Source organism: Caballeronia sp. LZ019 (assembly GCF_031450825.1).
In the GTDB taxonomy this organism is placed as follows: Bacteria; Pseudomonadota; Gammaproteobacteria; order Burkholderiales; family Burkholderiaceae; genus Caballeronia.
This window is the reverse complement of sequence record NZ_JARTVZ010000003.1, coordinates 490,318-505,236: the sequence shown is the minus strand read 5'-3', so window position 1 is coordinate 505,236 and position 14,919 is coordinate 490,318. Positions and strand designations below refer to the sequence as shown.

The window sequence follows — 14,919 nt, the reverse complement described above, 5'->3', positions numbered from 1 at the left end:
AAGGCGGCCATCTCATGCCGGAACAAATCACCAAGTATCCCGACGTGACGCTCCGAGTGCTGAAGGGCGCAGGAGCGGTGTGCGGCGATGGCGCGCCGCAGAAGATTTTGAAGCAATGCCCTGCTGACCGGTTTTGCTCATTGCCGAGCGGAGAGATATGCGTCTATGGGATTGCTGAAATTCCTCGAATGACGCAAGTCGATGCACGCGAGGTCGCAGCGGTTGTTTCGCCCCGTTTCACGTTTGATCGTTCGGAGCTTCTGACGTTATGGGGACTTGGCGTTGTGGTCCTCGTAGTCGGGCTTCTGCTCGGATTCGTGGCCGGCAGATATGCGAAGAAGTAAGCGGCGAGGTGGTGTAGGTTCCGCAATCACGCTTCGTTCGCCATACTGAACGATATGCGCACATCTCAGTGCGCTTCTCCGCGGCCCCTGGGTGCTTTCACTCCCTGAGACGACGCTCCGCTTTCCGCCTGGCCCGTGGCCATGATCGGTTCCGCATTGGTAGGCGGCGTCCAGCTGCCAGCTGAAGTCATTGCGGGATTGCTGGCATTCGCGCCTATGCTCGACCCCCGAAAGGATTCGACGTTCTCTCTCTTTCTGGCCGACGATGCAACGTGAGGCGCGCGTTGCCGCTTTTCTCCAGCCGCGTATGCTCGAACCGGCGACTTCGCGTTGCATGCTTCGCTCTTTTTGTGACCGCACGCCATGGTTTTTCGTGACCCGGCAAGCCGTTTCCCGCTCTCCTTTTCTTTAGCACTTGCGTAAATACGTGATTCGTTGCGTTCAGATTTTGTCGAGGGCCGACTCTTCGTCGTACCGCTCGACTCGACGTCTTTCCGTGCAGATGTAAGCGCTGCAGCCGCCGCATTATCCGGTGTGTTCATGCCGAGCGGCAGAACCGGACGCCCAAGCGATAGCGCGTCGCACCAGAACATCCTCAGGCCGAACGCTGCCGCGCCTTCCACCTCGCACGGCGGCAGTGGCGATCGAACTGGCACGCCAAAAGCTACTACTCGCAGCGATGTATCCGTTTGCATCGCACGGTCGTTGCCCGACAGCGCTGCACGGTTGACCGATGCTGCGGACCGCACGGCTCCTGTGGCGCTCACCTGATCGACTGCCGATATTTGCGCGCTCTCGTGCGAGGGGGCACGCACGAGTCCGTAAGATACAGCGACGACGCCAAGGACCACCGCAAACACTGCCGTACGGTTTCGCTTCGTTGCAGGCACGCTCACACTGCCCACTGTGAACGAAGCAGGCAGTTCCGCCTGCACGAATTCCTCGTGCGGCGCGAGCGGCTCGTCGGCTCGTGTGAGAACGGCTCCATGTCGATCGGCCCCGCAGTACGGGCACGCGATATCACCCGCTTGCGAGACGCTCTGGCAACGAGGGCAGATCACGGAGTAAAGGGACCGCAACTCTTCCTGCTCATCCATGGTCATATCTGACGGCGAGTGTGCCGGGGCGCGGTTCAGAACGAATCCAAACGTCACTTCATACAAGTTGCCGGCTGCCTTGCGGACAGCGCCGATCGGGCCAGTGCGGCCTCGCTGTCGGCGGCACGGTTCACAGTTGACAAGCGACGTTAGCACACCGATGCACCGTTAGATAGCCGAAAATACTCTCCTCGCCGGTACAATCCATAGCCCTGCGAACGATCGTTCAAGCGTTCGAAGCAGGAAGAATGTAAGCTGAACACACGTGCGTTGCTCTGATACGGCGCGTCGGGATGGAAAGGCGCAGCCATTCCTGCCAGGTGGCCCCAATAATGCTCTTGCAGCACGCTCCGGGCTTCGAAACTCGTATCAGAATCGCTGGTGGCCAACGCGAGACCTTTTTGAAACCATTACGCTCTAATATTTCGGTCCTTTCTTGCCTAAGCTTCATGAGGCGCCAGCCAATGATGTTTCTTCGACATCGACAGCAAGCGGTCGCAAAGGTCTTCATGCACAGACGAGTTGATCCGTATCGACAGAACGGCCGGGAAGACGCGCATCGAGGCGCGCACAAAGGGAGAACGTCGTGAAGGTCGGAATCTATTGCGACTCGGGCATAAACGGCGGTCACGAAGAGATGCTCAAGCGCTTCATGCTCGCGCTTGTACAAAGCGCGGACATCGATGCCTTGCACATCTTTGTGCCGAGAGACAATCCGGCACTCTTTCGCTACGTGGCCGACCTTGCGAGAGATCACCGCAAAGTGCAGACGATTGCCCTTCCTTATACCGCCGAATCCATACGCGGCAATCTCTGGGCAATGCTTCGCATGTCACGTTCGACAGCGGCCATACTGCGCGACCTGCAACTGCATAAGCTGCTGATCGCTCAGGGCACCATCGTTTCGGGCCTCGCGGGCCTGTTTGCCGCGCGTTTGTCCGGGACACGCAGCGTCAGCTATTTGCCGCTCGTCAACGACTGCCCTAAAACCACGCGTTTTATCGACAAAGCGAAGTGGCTCGCAAAGCGCGGCGTGTATCGCATGCCGAATGAATACGTCACCTTGAACGAGCATTTGCGCGCCAAGCTGCGCTTTCTGGCACCAAACGCGCGCACGATGATTCTCGAGAATTACGTCGATTCCCGCTTCGGTCACTCGACACTCACGCGCTCAGACGCGCGGGCGATGCTCGGCCTGCCCGACGACGGCACGACGATCATCGCTCATATCGGACGCGTCAACTTCGAGCACAAGCGGCACGACTTTCTGCTCGAATCGATCGAACGCCATGCGGCCGCGTTCAAACGCGCCATCGTGATCATCATTGGTGAAGGACCGGATTCCGGGCGACTGGCTGCGATGGTCGAAGCAAGCCCGTTGTTGTCGGAATGCGTGCGCATATTAGGACGCAAGACGGACGTGCTTCCTTATATCGTCGCGAGCGATACGCTCGTACTGCCCTCCGCATTCGAAGGCGTGCCACTCGTCATGATCGAGTCGATACTCGCGGAGCGTCCTATCGTCGTCGCGCGCGTGTCGGGGCTGGATGCCTACTTGCCGAACGCACTGCTCTTTTCGCCGGGCGATCACAATGCCTTCGTCGAGCGCGTTTTCGCCGCGCGGGAAGTGCCGGTCGCATCCATTGCGCAAGAGTTTCGCCGCCGCTTTTCGCGCGAAGTGTTCGATGCGCAGGCGCAGCGCGTGATGACACTTCCCATTCCTTCGGCTGACGCATTCGACGCTGCATCGGCGCCTAGCCCGGATGTCCTGAAGAAATGAAGTCGCGTCTCCCGTGCACGTTGCACCGCGCGTGCGGGCGACATTGCTCATAGTAAAAGCGTTTCATTTGAACTACTATGCTCCTTCCTATTTCGAAGAGCCTCATGTCATGAGCCGAGTCGTTATCCTCAGTCTCGCATCGTTGAGTGATGACGATAAGGAAGACGTCGCATTGCCTGCGGAGGTCAAGAGCGAGCTCGGGTCGGCAGTGGAACGGGTGCTTATTTCGACGAAGCACGCCACGACAGTGGAATTGCCGGATGATGCGAGCGTCCTGAGAAGATCAGCAGAGAGTCTTGAGCGACCGGGCCACAGCGCGCTGTCCGCGGTGGTCGTAAAAGTGGCCACGATGAATGGTCCGAACATCACACGGCGCATTCCGTTCATCGGACGTTTCGCTCAACATACGATCGACCTCGTTCCGGACGATGTCCCCGACTGGCTTACATGGGCAGCCGCGCATGTCGATCTCGCGGAGGCATCGCGCCTTTCGTTCAGCGAGACGCGTGCCTACCAGGTCTGGGGACGGCTCTGGACGCAGCAATTCGGCACCTGGCGGCCTGCCGAACTCGTGAGCACGGAGCATCGATCGAATGATTATGCAAAGCAGTTCGAACTGTCAACACGCGAACCCTCGCTATTGCAGATCGTGGGTCCTGAACTTTCCGCGTGCTTCGTATCGCTTCCTGCCGGTCACGTAAAGGTGCTGCTTACGCCGCGCAAAAGCGATCGCGAAGACGACTATCCGTTGAACGTCGTTGTCTCGCGTGTCTCGGAAGGGCCCCGCAACGCCCTGCTGTCGCTTCTTGCAATGGATGAGATGGTCCAGGCCCCGCGCCTTGCCGAGGAACTCACTAACGGATTCGACTGGAATAGCGTACGCGATGACCCGCTAATAGGATGCGCGCTGGCTCATGCGGCCATTCGCCTTCGCGCGCGCGACAGGTTCACGCTCGCAGATGCCGTGAGCCTGTTTCAAAGCGCGCGGGGATCGGCCGACGCGGCCATTCTGCTCGCTAACCGTGAACTTGCCGATAGTCCGAGCGACCTCCCGCGCGTCCTTCGCTTGCTGGATGTCGGCATTGGCCGTGCGCTTCCGGTGCTCGCGCAATCGCTGGCCGTTGCGTCCACGGCGCTGGATACGCTCCGACGCCACGAGGAGCAGATCGATCAAAAGATGCTCGTCGCGTTGACGGACAAAGCGCGCATGTATCTCCGCGCAAAGGCGAACGCGGGACCTTTCCTCGGCTTTTACGGACAGACGCCTCTCACCGCGCGGGAACGCTGTGAGAGCACGCAGCAGTCCTCAGGCGTTCACGTGCCGCTGGCCGCGCGTACTGTCGGTCATGCGCTGGCCGCAATCGCGTCGGGCTTCAGGCCCGTGGCCGCCACATCACTCATCGATACTGCCAAGACCGCCAGCTGATCGTTCAGCCCGACGGGAACGTTGTCACTCCAACGGCTCGACGGATGCAACCGCATTCTCATGCACTGCAAGCTCATGATGCATGGGCCGGCGGTCTACAGCCGCTTCTGACTGAAAGCGTGCGACCCGCATTTCTACGAACGACGTCAGCGAAGCCTTGAAGATTTCGCTGGAAAACCGCTCGGCGTTCTCGCGGCAAACGCGGGGATCGAACGCATGCAGATTACGCTCGAAGCGCGTGACTGCCTCATTCAGCGATGCCGGCGTCTGGTCCTTGAAGAACACACCGGTGGGGCGCTCGCGCGGAATGCCGATCACCGTCTCGAGTGCACCGCCGCGTCCATAGGTGATGACAGGTGTGCCGCAAGCCTGCGCTTCGATGATCGAAATTCCGAAGTCTTCTTCGGCAGCATAAACAAAGGCGCGCGCGCGCTGGAGATGGTCGCGCAAGACTTCGAACGACTGATAGCCGAGGATCGTTATGTTGGGGCCCGCGGCCGCGCGAACCTTGTGCATGTCGGGACCGTCGCCGATGACGACGAGACGCCGCTCGGGTGTCATCGAGAACGCCTTCACGATCATGTCGATGCGCTTGTACGGCACCATGCGCGACGCCGTCACATAGAAGTCTTCCTTCTGCGACCGCATCGAGAATGCGCTGACATCGACCGGCGGATAAATGACCGTCGCGTCGCGGCGATACGCCTTCTTGATGCGCCTCCCGATAAAGTGCGAATTGGCGATCAGGTGATCCACGCCGTTAGTCGAGCGCGCATCCCAGCCGCGAATATAGTGCAGCAGACCGCGCGCTAGCACTGACTTGAACCCCTTGGAGAGGCCAGCTTCGGTCAGATACTGGTGCTGCAGGTCCCACGCGTAGCGGATCGGCGAATGCATATAGCTGATATGCAACTGATCCGGGCCGGTGATGACGCCCTTCGCGACCGCGTATGAACTCGATATGACCAGGTCATAGCCAGAGAGATCGAACTGCTCGATTGCCAGCGGCATGAGCGGCAAGTAGCTCCGGTAGCGCTTTCTTGCCGACGGCAGCTTTTGGATGAAAGATGTCTTGACCGGACGATTCCTGAGGCAGGTGCGATCTTCCAGAAAGTCGACGAGGGTAAAGATGTCGGCGTTGGGATAGCAGTCGATGATCTGCTGCAATACCTTTTCGGCTCCGCCGGTCACCACGAGCCAGTCGTGGACAATGGCAACTTTCACAGTCTCTCCTGATACATGGACGCTTCCGGATTTGGCAGACCGCCAATGGTGTGTTGAGTTTGCAAACGACAGCGCCGCTCGCGCAAAACGCAGACGTAACGCGACGCCGCTTGAATTACTGACGACTACCTTTCACGCGGTTCACCATTCTTTCCATGCTCTCGAACAGCCACATCGAGACCGTCGCGACGAGAAAGAGGCTTATAACGCGGACGATATCGAGCGCGCGCGCGATGACCCCGACGATCGAGTTCACACGCGTGACGAATGACATTGCTTGTCCCATACGTTCAAAAGTGTCGTTTCGACAAGGCACGGCACTGCATACGCTCGCGGCCTGCATGCAATCGCACAGGACCGCACGCATGATCCGAGGGTAGCGACGCGACACCGACCTTTAGCACGGATGATGCCAAACGCGCAAAGCGCGCGTGGGTTCGATGCGGTGGCGAGCTTCAGGCAGCAGTGACGGACGATGGCAACATCCTCACGATGCGCTGTAAAGTCGACACTCTAAGCGATGCGCACCGCTTCGGCAACGAAGCCCGGATAGAGCGATCGAAATAAGACGATCGGTCGTCCGGGCTGAAAACTGCTTACATCGCATTCAGTCTCAGGCAGAGAGAGACCCGGCTGCGCTAAAGAAATTCACGCGGAATAACAAAAGATTTTCGGGCGTCCGCTACCGCACATAAGCGAGTTGAATGCGAATGACAAATCGATTCTCGTCTGATAGAAAGGCTGCTTCGTTCGTCTGCGTGTGTTGGCGCACGCCTGTCGATGCGAGGCCGGCGTCCGCGTCATAGGCAGCATAGGCATTCGCAAAAAACCAAGGACACTTGATGGGCTTTGCAATAAACGGCAAGTTCGCCTCACAGCGTATTACCGGCGTGCAACGCGTGGCGTATGAATTGACGCGCGCCATGCAGTCACGCGCGTCATCGCCGACCGAACTCCCCGTGCTGGTGCCCCCCGACGCAACCGATCTGGGATTGGTCGCGCGTACCACGCACATCGCCCGTAATCTCAAGGGCAACCTGTGGGAGCAAATCACGCTTCCGCTCGAATCGCGGCGCGACACGTTGATTAGTCTGTGCAATACCGGCCCGCTCTTCAAGCGGCGTCACCTTCTGATGATCCATGACATGGCCGTCTACGACGTGCCGCACGGGTTCTCCAAGAAATTCGTGATGTGGTATCGGCTCAGATTTTCCGTGCTGCGCCGGCAAGCGAATCTGATACTCACTGTCTCGCGGTTCTCGCGCGAGCGCATATGCCATCACCTGGGCCTGGATGAGTCGCGCGTCGAAGTGATCAGGCCGGGCGCCGATCACATGGACCGTGTCACGGCAGAGCCATCTATTCTCGATAAGCTCGCGCTTGGTAAGGACAAGTATTGCATCCTCGTCGGCAGTCTCGATCCGCGCAAGAACCTCCAAAGGGTGCTCGCCGCGACGAAGCTGCTCGGCCATCTCGACAAGGATTTCAAGTTCGTGATTGCAGGCGGCGCGAATCCGCGTGTCTTCGCGAACAACGACTCGGCACAGCAGTCATACTCGGATCGCGTCATCTGGGCCGGTTTCGTCACCGATGGCGAACTCAAGGCGCTTTATAGCAGCGCGGCTTGCCTGGTATTTGCTTCTCTCTACGAGGGTTATGGCTTGCCGCCGCTCGAGGCCATGTATTGCGGCTGTCCGGTGATCGTATCGAAGGAGGCGTCGCTGCCGGAAGTGTGCGGCGAGGCGGCCATGTATTGCGATGCGACGTCCGTTGAAGACATCGCGGCCAAGATCGAATTGATGGCGACGGACGACGCGTTGCGCGCGCAGCATCGGCGCGCCGGCCTGACGCACGCCGCGCAGTTCAAATGGGAAGGCGCCGCGAAGAAGCTGATGCAGATTCTACAAACAGCGAGTTGAGATTACACGTTCGTTTTTTCTTTTGCGCTGCAACATCGGCTCTGAAGGAAAAGCTCATGCGCGTCAACCCCAACTATGCAATCGACGAAGACTTTTTGCGACTGCTACGTCCCTTTATTCGTAATGTGCGTTATCGCACGTACCTTAATTTGACGAGGCTGGAAGGTAGGCGGTATTGCGACGGCTACGCGTTTTCCCGAGTTTTGTCTTTTTCGGGTGGGCTGTCCGGTGTTTGGACGTCCCAAACATTCTTCTTCTCTAGCAAACGTTGGAATTTTTTACTGGCCGTGCGATTGCGGGAACGGTATTCCTTGCACCGCGCGTCGCTGGTTTTTGGACCGACATTCGAATCCATAAGGAAACCCTCTAATGAACACACCAGTTCTTGGGATCGATCCAGTCCCTGTGCGCAGTCGAGACGACGGGTTCTCCGCGAGCGACTTCTGGAAGCTCATCGTCGACAACGCGTGGCTCGTTGTGTCGATCATCATCGGCATCACGGCGCTGGCGACGGCTTACGCCTACCTCGCCACACCGATGTTCGCGACCGATGCGCTCATCAAGGTGGACTATCCGAACCCCAACGCACTTGGCGTGAACAACACGCAAGGCCAGCAGCAGGTCGTGCCCTCGACGCTGCCGACCGACGCCGAGATTCAGATCATTCAGAGCCGCGCAGTGCTTTTGCCGGTCATCAAGAAATACCATCAGGACGTGTTGGTCGCGCCGCGCGAAATGCCGCTTGCCGGCCGCATTTCCGAACTGCTGGCGACACCCGGCCAGCCCTCGTCGCCCGTGCTCGGCTTCAGCTCCTTTGCATGGGGCGGCGAAGAAGTGAACGTCAGCCAGCTCGACGTGCCGCCGCGCCTGGAAAACAGAAAGCTGCTGTTGCGTGTGCTGCCGCAAGGCGCGTATGAGCTGGTCGATCCGGATGGCAATTCGATCCTGCACGGCACCGTTGGCCGCCCGGCGAACGCTGACGGCATCTCGTTGATGATCGACAAGCTCGTCGCTCGTCCCGGCACCGAGTTCAACGTCACGCGCTTCAGCGAATATCAGGCTGTGACGCGCTTCGCCAAGAACCTCAAGGTGATGGAATCGACGAAGGACTCGGGCGTCGTTCAAGTGCTGTACGAAAACGAAGATCCCCGCCTCGCGCAGGAAATCACGAACGCCATCGCGCAGACGTATATCGCGGCGCACGTGGATCAGCATCGCGAGGAAGCGAGCGTCACGCGCAACTTCATTCTGGGCGAACTGCCGAGACTCGAGCGCGAGCTGCAACGCGCCGAAACCGAGCTGAGCAGCTACCGCCGCTCGTCCAATTCGATGCAGCCCGGCACGGAAGCAACGTCGTACCTTCAGGGCAGTCTCGATATCGAACGGCAAATCGCGACGCTCCAGATGCAGCGCACGCAGACGGCGGCCCGCTTTGCGCCGACCACGCGTGAAGTGCGCACCATCGACGAGCAGCTCGCCACGCTCAGAGCACAAAAGCAGGCGTTCGATCAGCGCTTCGGTCAACTGCCGGGCTCCGAGCGCAAGCTGATGGATCTGACGCGCGATTCGAAGGTCGCAGAAGACATCTACGTCGCGATGCGCCAGAAGGCGAGCGAACTCGCCGTGACGCGTGCGGGCACCATCGGCAACGTGCATCTGATCGATTCGGCTATCTATCCGACGGACCCGTCGAAGCCGAAGCGCCCGCTCGTCATTGCCGGCGGTGCGGCTGCAGGTGTAGTCCTAAGTATCCTCTTCGTGTTCTTCCGCGATCAGCTTTCGCGCAGCGTGAAAAGCCCGCACTCGGTTGAAAGCCGTCTGAGCCTGCCGGTATTCGGTGCAGTGAGTTTCAGCCCGATGCAGGCGCGTCTGGATCGTCCGTCGAAGGCATCGCTTCTGCCCGGCAAGAGCCGTCCGGGCGCATTGGCCGGCGACCCGTCGCAGCGCGTGCTGAGCGACGAACGCGATCCCAAGGGACTTGCCGCCGATGACGCCGGCCATCACCCGCTGTCTGCGCTCGGCGATCGGGACATGGCCGTCGAGGCATTGCGTGCGGTGCATGCATCGCTGATGCTCGATATCGGCCCCGCGCCGAACAACGTGCTTGCCGTGGTCGGCGCAACGCCGGGCACCGGCAAGACCTTTGTCGCGTCGAACCTCGCCGTGCTGCATGCGCAAACGGGCAAGAACGTGCTGTTGATCGACGGTGACATGCGGCGCGGCCGCATCGCTTCGATCTTCGGGCAACACGGCAGCAATGGTTTTGCAGAAGTGCTCGCGAGCAAGATCCAGCTCGATCAGGCGATCCGCGCGACGGATGTGCCAGGTCTTTCGTTGATGACTTCGGGCCGCTTCCCGGCGAATCCGTCGAAGATGTTGTCGACGCCGCGTCTGCCGCTGATTCTCGATCTGCTGCAGCAGCGCTATGACCTCGTGATCATCGATACGCCCGCCGTCCTCGCCGTGAGCGACGCCAACCTGATCGCCGCGAATGCGGGTTCTTCGGTGGTCGTCGTGCGGCCGAGCGCGCAGAGCGAAGGCGAGTTGCAGGAAGCCATCAAGCGCCTCGACCTGACGGGCGCGCGTATCGCGGGCGTGATTTTCAATGCGGTTCCCAAGCGCCGCAGCGAGAAGCGCACGTATGCGTACGCAAGCGCCTACATGTCCAACGTGGCGACGGAAGAGGACTAAGCTCGTCGTCCCCTTTCGACAAGGCAGTCGGACCGCCGCCGAAGCATCGGCGCGCGGTCTTGCCATTGGCGTCATAACAATTCGAGTCGATGGACGTTAGCGTCCGGAGAGACCCATGTACGCACGTACGATCTCGATGCTGTTCTACATGTTCTTCACCTGCGTGATTCTGAATCCGCAGGTGGGGGGCTTCACGATCTACTTCTATCTCTTCATCCCGTTCTTCGATCCGGGCTTCACCAAATTTCTCGCAGCGACTGCGCGTCGCTGGAGCGGGCCGCTCGCGGTCGCGGTCGCGGTCAGTCTCATCGGTTCGCCGACGGTAGCCGTGCGGGTCGTCTCGATCGCAATATGCATCGGCTATCTGCTGTATTCGAAGCAGCGACGCATCTTCTATCTGCACGTGTGGATGATCATCAACATCGGCTTTGCGGCAGCGCAGTTCGTGCTGTACTACGTGAACCGCGATCTCGCGATGGCTATCGGCCCGCGCGCACTCGGACAGGCGATCTGGGGCTCGTATGCGACCGCCGCGTACACCAACTTCTTCGAAGTGTTCTATTTCGCGCGCGTTTCCGGGCTCTCGCGTGAAGCAGGCTTCTTCTCTTCGCTGCTGGTTGCATCGCTGGTGGTGTATCTCGCGACGAGCGAGCGCATCGACAAGCGTGTCGTCGCGCTCTACGTGTTCGGCCTCATCATCAGTTTCTCGAAGTCGTCGATGCTGTTGTTCCTGTTCGCCGCGCTCTACCCTTTCCGCAAGCCGCTGCGCGCGACGCATCCGCTCATGGTGTTTTGCGCATTCGCGGTGGCGATCACGGCGCTGTCGGTCTACATGGGGAACCACAACTTCTTCGGATCGGAGACGTTCGGTCACCGCTTCGGCGGTTATCCGTTCCTGGTCGAAGCTAAGCTCGAAGATCTCATTTCCGGCATCACTGCGCCCGAGATCCTCAAGCACTATCGCTATCTGCCGTTCATCCGGCTCATCGAAGCGGACATGATGGTGGCGGGCGTGCCGTTCGCGGGCCTGCCTGCATCGATCGCGGACATGGGCCTCTTCAGCGCGATCCTGCTGTTCGGCGTCGTGGCGTTCACCGCATCGGATGGCTTCGTGTTGTTGCTGTTCCTGTTGATATCGTCGACGGTGAGCATCACGACGGTCACGTCGTTCGTGCCGCTCGGCTACCTGCTGCTTTACTGGCCGCGCTTCCAGGCGTATGTCGCCGAGCAGCGGCTCGCAGCGTGGCACAAGGGACCGCGCAGCGCACTCACCCGCGCCCGGCGCTTCGCGCCGCCGCGCACTCCGCGCGCGCGTCCGATGCGCGTCATCGAAGGCGAATGACCGCTGTTCAAAACAGGTTCGCATTCCATAGGAGTTTCAATGCCAGTGCTTCGCACGACGCGGGCCATGCGTGCCTTACCGCGCGGCCCGCGTCAAGGCCGCGCGATTCATCCGCGCCTCATCGCATCGGCCACGCTGATGCTCGCCGCGCAGTTCGCAGGACTCGTCGTCAGCAACGATGCGTTCGCCGCCAGCGGCTTGACGGTATCGAACGCGCCGGGCTCCCTCATCAGTGACGATGCCGGCAGCAAGCGCATCACGTTCAGACTTCCGGGAGGCGCGTCGGAAGGCGCGCAAGTCGTCGCCACGCTTTATCGCTATGACGACAATGCCGAGTTGGCGAAGACGCCGGTCGATACCTATCGCGCGTCGGCAACAGGAAGCAACGGTGGCGCGCAAGCGACGGTCAACGTGTCCTTGCCCGGCCCCGGCCTGTACGTGCTGGACGCGAAGCTCGTCTCCGCGAGCGGCGGCGAAGGCGATTCGGTCAAGGTCAGTCTCGCCGCGCTCGCTGCGGGCAAGGGCACGTTCAGGGATGCAGGCGTCGCCACGCATTTCGGCCAGCGCAAGGGCAATCCCGCGACGGTGCTTGCGCTCATCAAGCGGGCGGGCTTCACCTGGATACGCGACGAACTGTACTGGAGCGAAGTCGAGAAAACGCCCGGCAAGTTTCAGTTCGGGCGCAACGAAAACGAGTACGGCGGCTACGTGCGTCAGGCGGTAAGGATGAACATCAAGCCGCTGATCGTGCTCGATTACGGCAACGCTCGCGCCTACCCTGCCCTCTTCAAGGGACCGCAAGGCTTCCCGCGAACGGACCAGGAACGCGATCTCTTCGTGCGCTATGCGCAGAAGGTCGTCGGCTTCTACGGCGACGACGTGAAGACGTGGGAAATCTGGAACGAGCCCGCGTTTCAGCGTATCGGCTACGACAACTACATCGCACTGCTGAAGCCGGTGTACAGCGCGATCAAGAAGGTCAGCCCCGATGCGAATGTCGTGTCGTGCGGCGGCGGCGGCGCGGGCGGCGGGCCGGGCGGCGATTGCATCACGCAGATCGTCAAGGCCGGTGCGATCGAGTATCAGGACGGCTTCAGCATCCATCCGTACATGTCGCCCTACGACCCGGATCACGGCTACAGCGCGCAAGGATCGCCGCTGCCGCGCGTGAACGTGCCGACGGTATGGCCGCATCTGCGAAACATGGCGCAGTCTCATCCGCGGCCGGACATCGGAAAGCTCAAGGTGTACATCACGGAGATCGGCTGGCCGTCGAGCCCGACGGCAGCGGGCCTTTCGGAGCAGAAGCAGGCCGCTTATGCGGCGCGCACGTTCCTGCTCTCGCGGCGCTTCAACGCGGTGGAAACGGTGATGTGGTACGACTTCGTCGATGACGGTGTGAAGCCGTCGGACAAGGAAGCGAACTTCGGCCTCGTGCGTCTCGACCTCACGCCGAAGCCGTCGTATGTCGCCGTGACCACGCTCATGCGCAACATCGGCTCTCGTGCATGGGACCACGCGCTCGTCGACAGCGGCGATACCAAGGTGTTCCAGTATGGCGGCGATGACCGCGTGATCGTCGGCTGGCGAAGCGATGTCAACGCGGACCCCGTGCCCACGTCGGTCCCGGTGCCGCCTGGCACGTACAAGCAGATCGACTGGCAAGGCGCGACATCGACGGTGACGGTCAAGGAAGGCTTCGAGTGGAAGCTCGGCGCGTTGCCGAAGTATCTTATTCCGGCCAAGTAATCGACTGCGCGAAAAAAAACGCTCCGACTCGAAGAGAGTCGGAGCGTTTGAGTTCCGTGCTTGCCGAATGCGTTCCGCTTAAACCGGGTTCGCCTTGATGAAGTTCTTGAACGCATCGTACGATGCGCGCTTCGTGACGCCATCGCCGGCGATGAGCCCGTAGTTGTCGTCGATGACCGCGTACATCATGATCGATTCGATGTTGTACTTGTCCTTCAGCGACCGGTACTCGGCCAGCGCCTTCGGAATGTACGCGTTCTTTTGATCCATCGTGTCCTTCTGCGCGTTCCAGCCCCACTCCGTCAACCAGATCGGCACACCGAACGAATCCTTCAGCGCCTGAAGCACGTCGTAGCACTTGCTGTTCTGCCAGCCGCACAGCATGTCGCCCGAACTCTCATACCAGTGATAGCAGGTGAAGTCCCAGCGAAGCGATGCGGCGCCGCTCACGCCGTTGGTCGTGCCGTTCGGCGACACGCCGTTCCACAGCATTTGCAGTGCGCGGTAGGACAGCGGAATGCCGGTGCCCACGCCGCACTTGATCGACGGGTCGATCGCGCGCACGCCGTCGATCATGCCGCGAAGCACGCCACGCAGCGACGGCCACGCCGAGGCGCTCCAGTTTGCCGCGCTGCTGCCGTCGCCGCTGATCTTCAGCGGAACGTCGAGTTCGTTGCCGCACTCGATGTGCGACACGAGGCCCTTGAGCTGCGTCGTGACGCCCGTCGCGAGGTTGTAGCCGAGCGTGTAGGCCGAGGCTTCGCTAAGCGACGTATTCCAGCCGGCCGACAGCGGATTCAGAACCGGCAGGATCGACACGCCGCTGCCCTTGAAAGCGCCCGTCAACGCTGCGGCAACGGTCTTGGCCATGCCGGAATCGGCTACGTCAGCACGATAGTTGGTCACGCCGAGATCCTTGAGGATCGCGAGCTGAGCAGCCGCCGACAACGTCTTGTAGATGCCCGAGCCGTAAGCGAGGTGGCCGTTGATGCCGTAGAACTTCGAACCCGAAGTCACCGCAGCCGCCGCCGACGCCACGCCGCGCGGGTCGGCCGTACCGACGTTCTGCCACGGGCTGCCGTTCTTGAACCACGTACCGGCGGAGTTCTTCGCGTAGATCGCGCCGTTGTAATAGAGGATGGTGGTGAGCGCGGCAGGCGAACCGGTCGATACGCCGACGCCATTGCGATTCACGCGGCCGCCGACGAGCGTCCACACGGCGCCTGCGCTGTCTGTAATCGATGCGGCCGGGGGAATGACGGTTCCGCTCGCCGAGGCGCTCTTGGCGACGGCCTGAGCGTTCACGACGCTATCGGCAGACATGGTTTCGCTGCCGCCGCCGCATGC

The 14,919-nt window shown here is 60.6% G+C and carries 11 protein-coding genes; 7 read left to right on the top strand and 4 right to left on the bottom strand.

Annotated elements, in window-relative coordinates; all coding sequences use genetic code 11:
* Positions 1 to 14 precede the first annotated feature (14 nt).
* Positions 15 to 344, top strand: a complete 330-nt coding sequence (locus P9255_RS10750; RefSeq protein ID WP_309767844.1) for a hypothetical protein — start codon at positions 15 to 17, stop codon at positions 342 to 344.
* A 65-nt stretch (positions 345 to 409) separates the two neighbouring features.
* Here P9255_RS10750 and P9255_RS10745 read toward each other — a convergent pair whose 3' ends face one another.
* Positions 410 to 1,507, bottom strand: coding sequence for a zinc ribbon domain-containing protein (locus P9255_RS10745; protein WP_309789468.1), 1,098 nt, complete (start codon positions 1,505 to 1,507; stop codon positions 410 to 412).
* A gap of 520 nt (positions 1,508 to 2,027) precedes the next feature.
* On the opposite strand from P9255_RS10745, the gene P9255_RS10740 reads away from it, so the two are divergent.
* Both P9255_RS10740 and P9255_RS10735 read left to right on the top strand, forming a co-directional pair.
* The gene (locus tag P9255_RS10740; protein WP_309789467.1) at positions 2,028 to 3,221 is read left to right on the top strand and encodes a glycosyltransferase; all 1,194 of its coding nucleotides are present in this window, start codon (positions 2,028 to 2,030) and stop codon (positions 3,219 to 3,221) included.
* Positions 3,222 to 3,570: 349 nt separating this feature from the next.
* The gene (locus P9255_RS10735; protein ID WP_309789466.1) at positions 3,571 to 4,647 is read left to right on the top strand and encodes a hypothetical protein; all 1,077 of its coding nucleotides are present in this window, start codon (positions 3,571 to 3,573) and stop codon (positions 4,645 to 4,647) included.
* Between the two features lie 24 nt (positions 4,648 to 4,671).
* Here the strand turns inward: P9255_RS10735 and P9255_RS10730 are convergent, their stop codons facing one another.
* A complete protein-coding gene (locus P9255_RS10730) occupies positions 4,672 to 5,871 on the bottom strand; it encodes a glycosyltransferase family 4 protein (protein WP_309767849.1) in 1,200 nt (399 codons plus the stop codon).
* 115 nt (positions 5,872 to 5,986) lie between these two features.
* Positions 5,987 to 6,145, bottom strand: a complete 159-nt coding sequence (locus P9255_RS10725) for a hypothetical protein (protein ID WP_309767850.1) — start codon at positions 6,143 to 6,145, stop codon at positions 5,987 to 5,989.
* A 568-nt stretch (positions 6,146 to 6,713) separates the two neighbouring features.
* Between P9255_RS10725 and P9255_RS10720 the strand changes: the two genes are divergently transcribed.
* The 4 genes from P9255_RS10720 (at position 6,714) to P9255_RS10705 (ending at position 13,572) form a co-directional block, all read left to right on the top strand.
* A complete protein-coding gene (locus P9255_RS10720; protein ID WP_309789465.1) occupies positions 6,714 to 7,790 on the top strand; it encodes a glycosyltransferase family 1 protein in 1,077 nt (358 codons plus the stop codon).
* A gap of 405 nt (positions 7,791 to 8,195) precedes the next feature.
* Entirely contained in the window at positions 8,196 to 10,481 is a 2,286-nt protein-coding gene (locus tag P9255_RS10715; protein ID WP_309789464.1) for a polysaccharide biosynthesis tyrosine autokinase, read from the top strand.
* A gap of 115 nt (positions 10,482 to 10,596) precedes the next feature.
* Positions 10,597 to 11,823: a hypothetical protein gene (locus tag P9255_RS10710; protein WP_309767853.1), complete on the top strand. Its 1,227-nt coding sequence runs from the start codon at positions 10,597 to 10,599 to the stop codon at positions 11,821 to 11,823.
* A 39-nt stretch (positions 11,824 to 11,862) separates the two neighbouring features.
* On the top strand, positions 11,863 to 13,572 hold the full coding sequence (locus tag P9255_RS10705) for a cellulase family glycosylhydrolase (protein ID WP_309789463.1): 1,710 nt from the start codon (positions 11,863 to 11,865) through the stop codon (positions 13,570 to 13,572).
* Between the two features lie 78 nt (positions 13,573 to 13,650).
* Here P9255_RS10705 and P9255_RS10700 read toward each other — a convergent pair whose 3' ends face one another.
* Positions 13,651 to 14,895 (bottom strand): glycosyl hydrolase, encoded by a 1,245-nt coding sequence (locus tag P9255_RS10700; protein WP_309767857.1) that lies wholly within the window; start codon positions 14,893 to 14,895, stop codon positions 13,651 to 13,653.
* Positions 14,896 to 14,919: the final 24 nt, after the last annotated feature.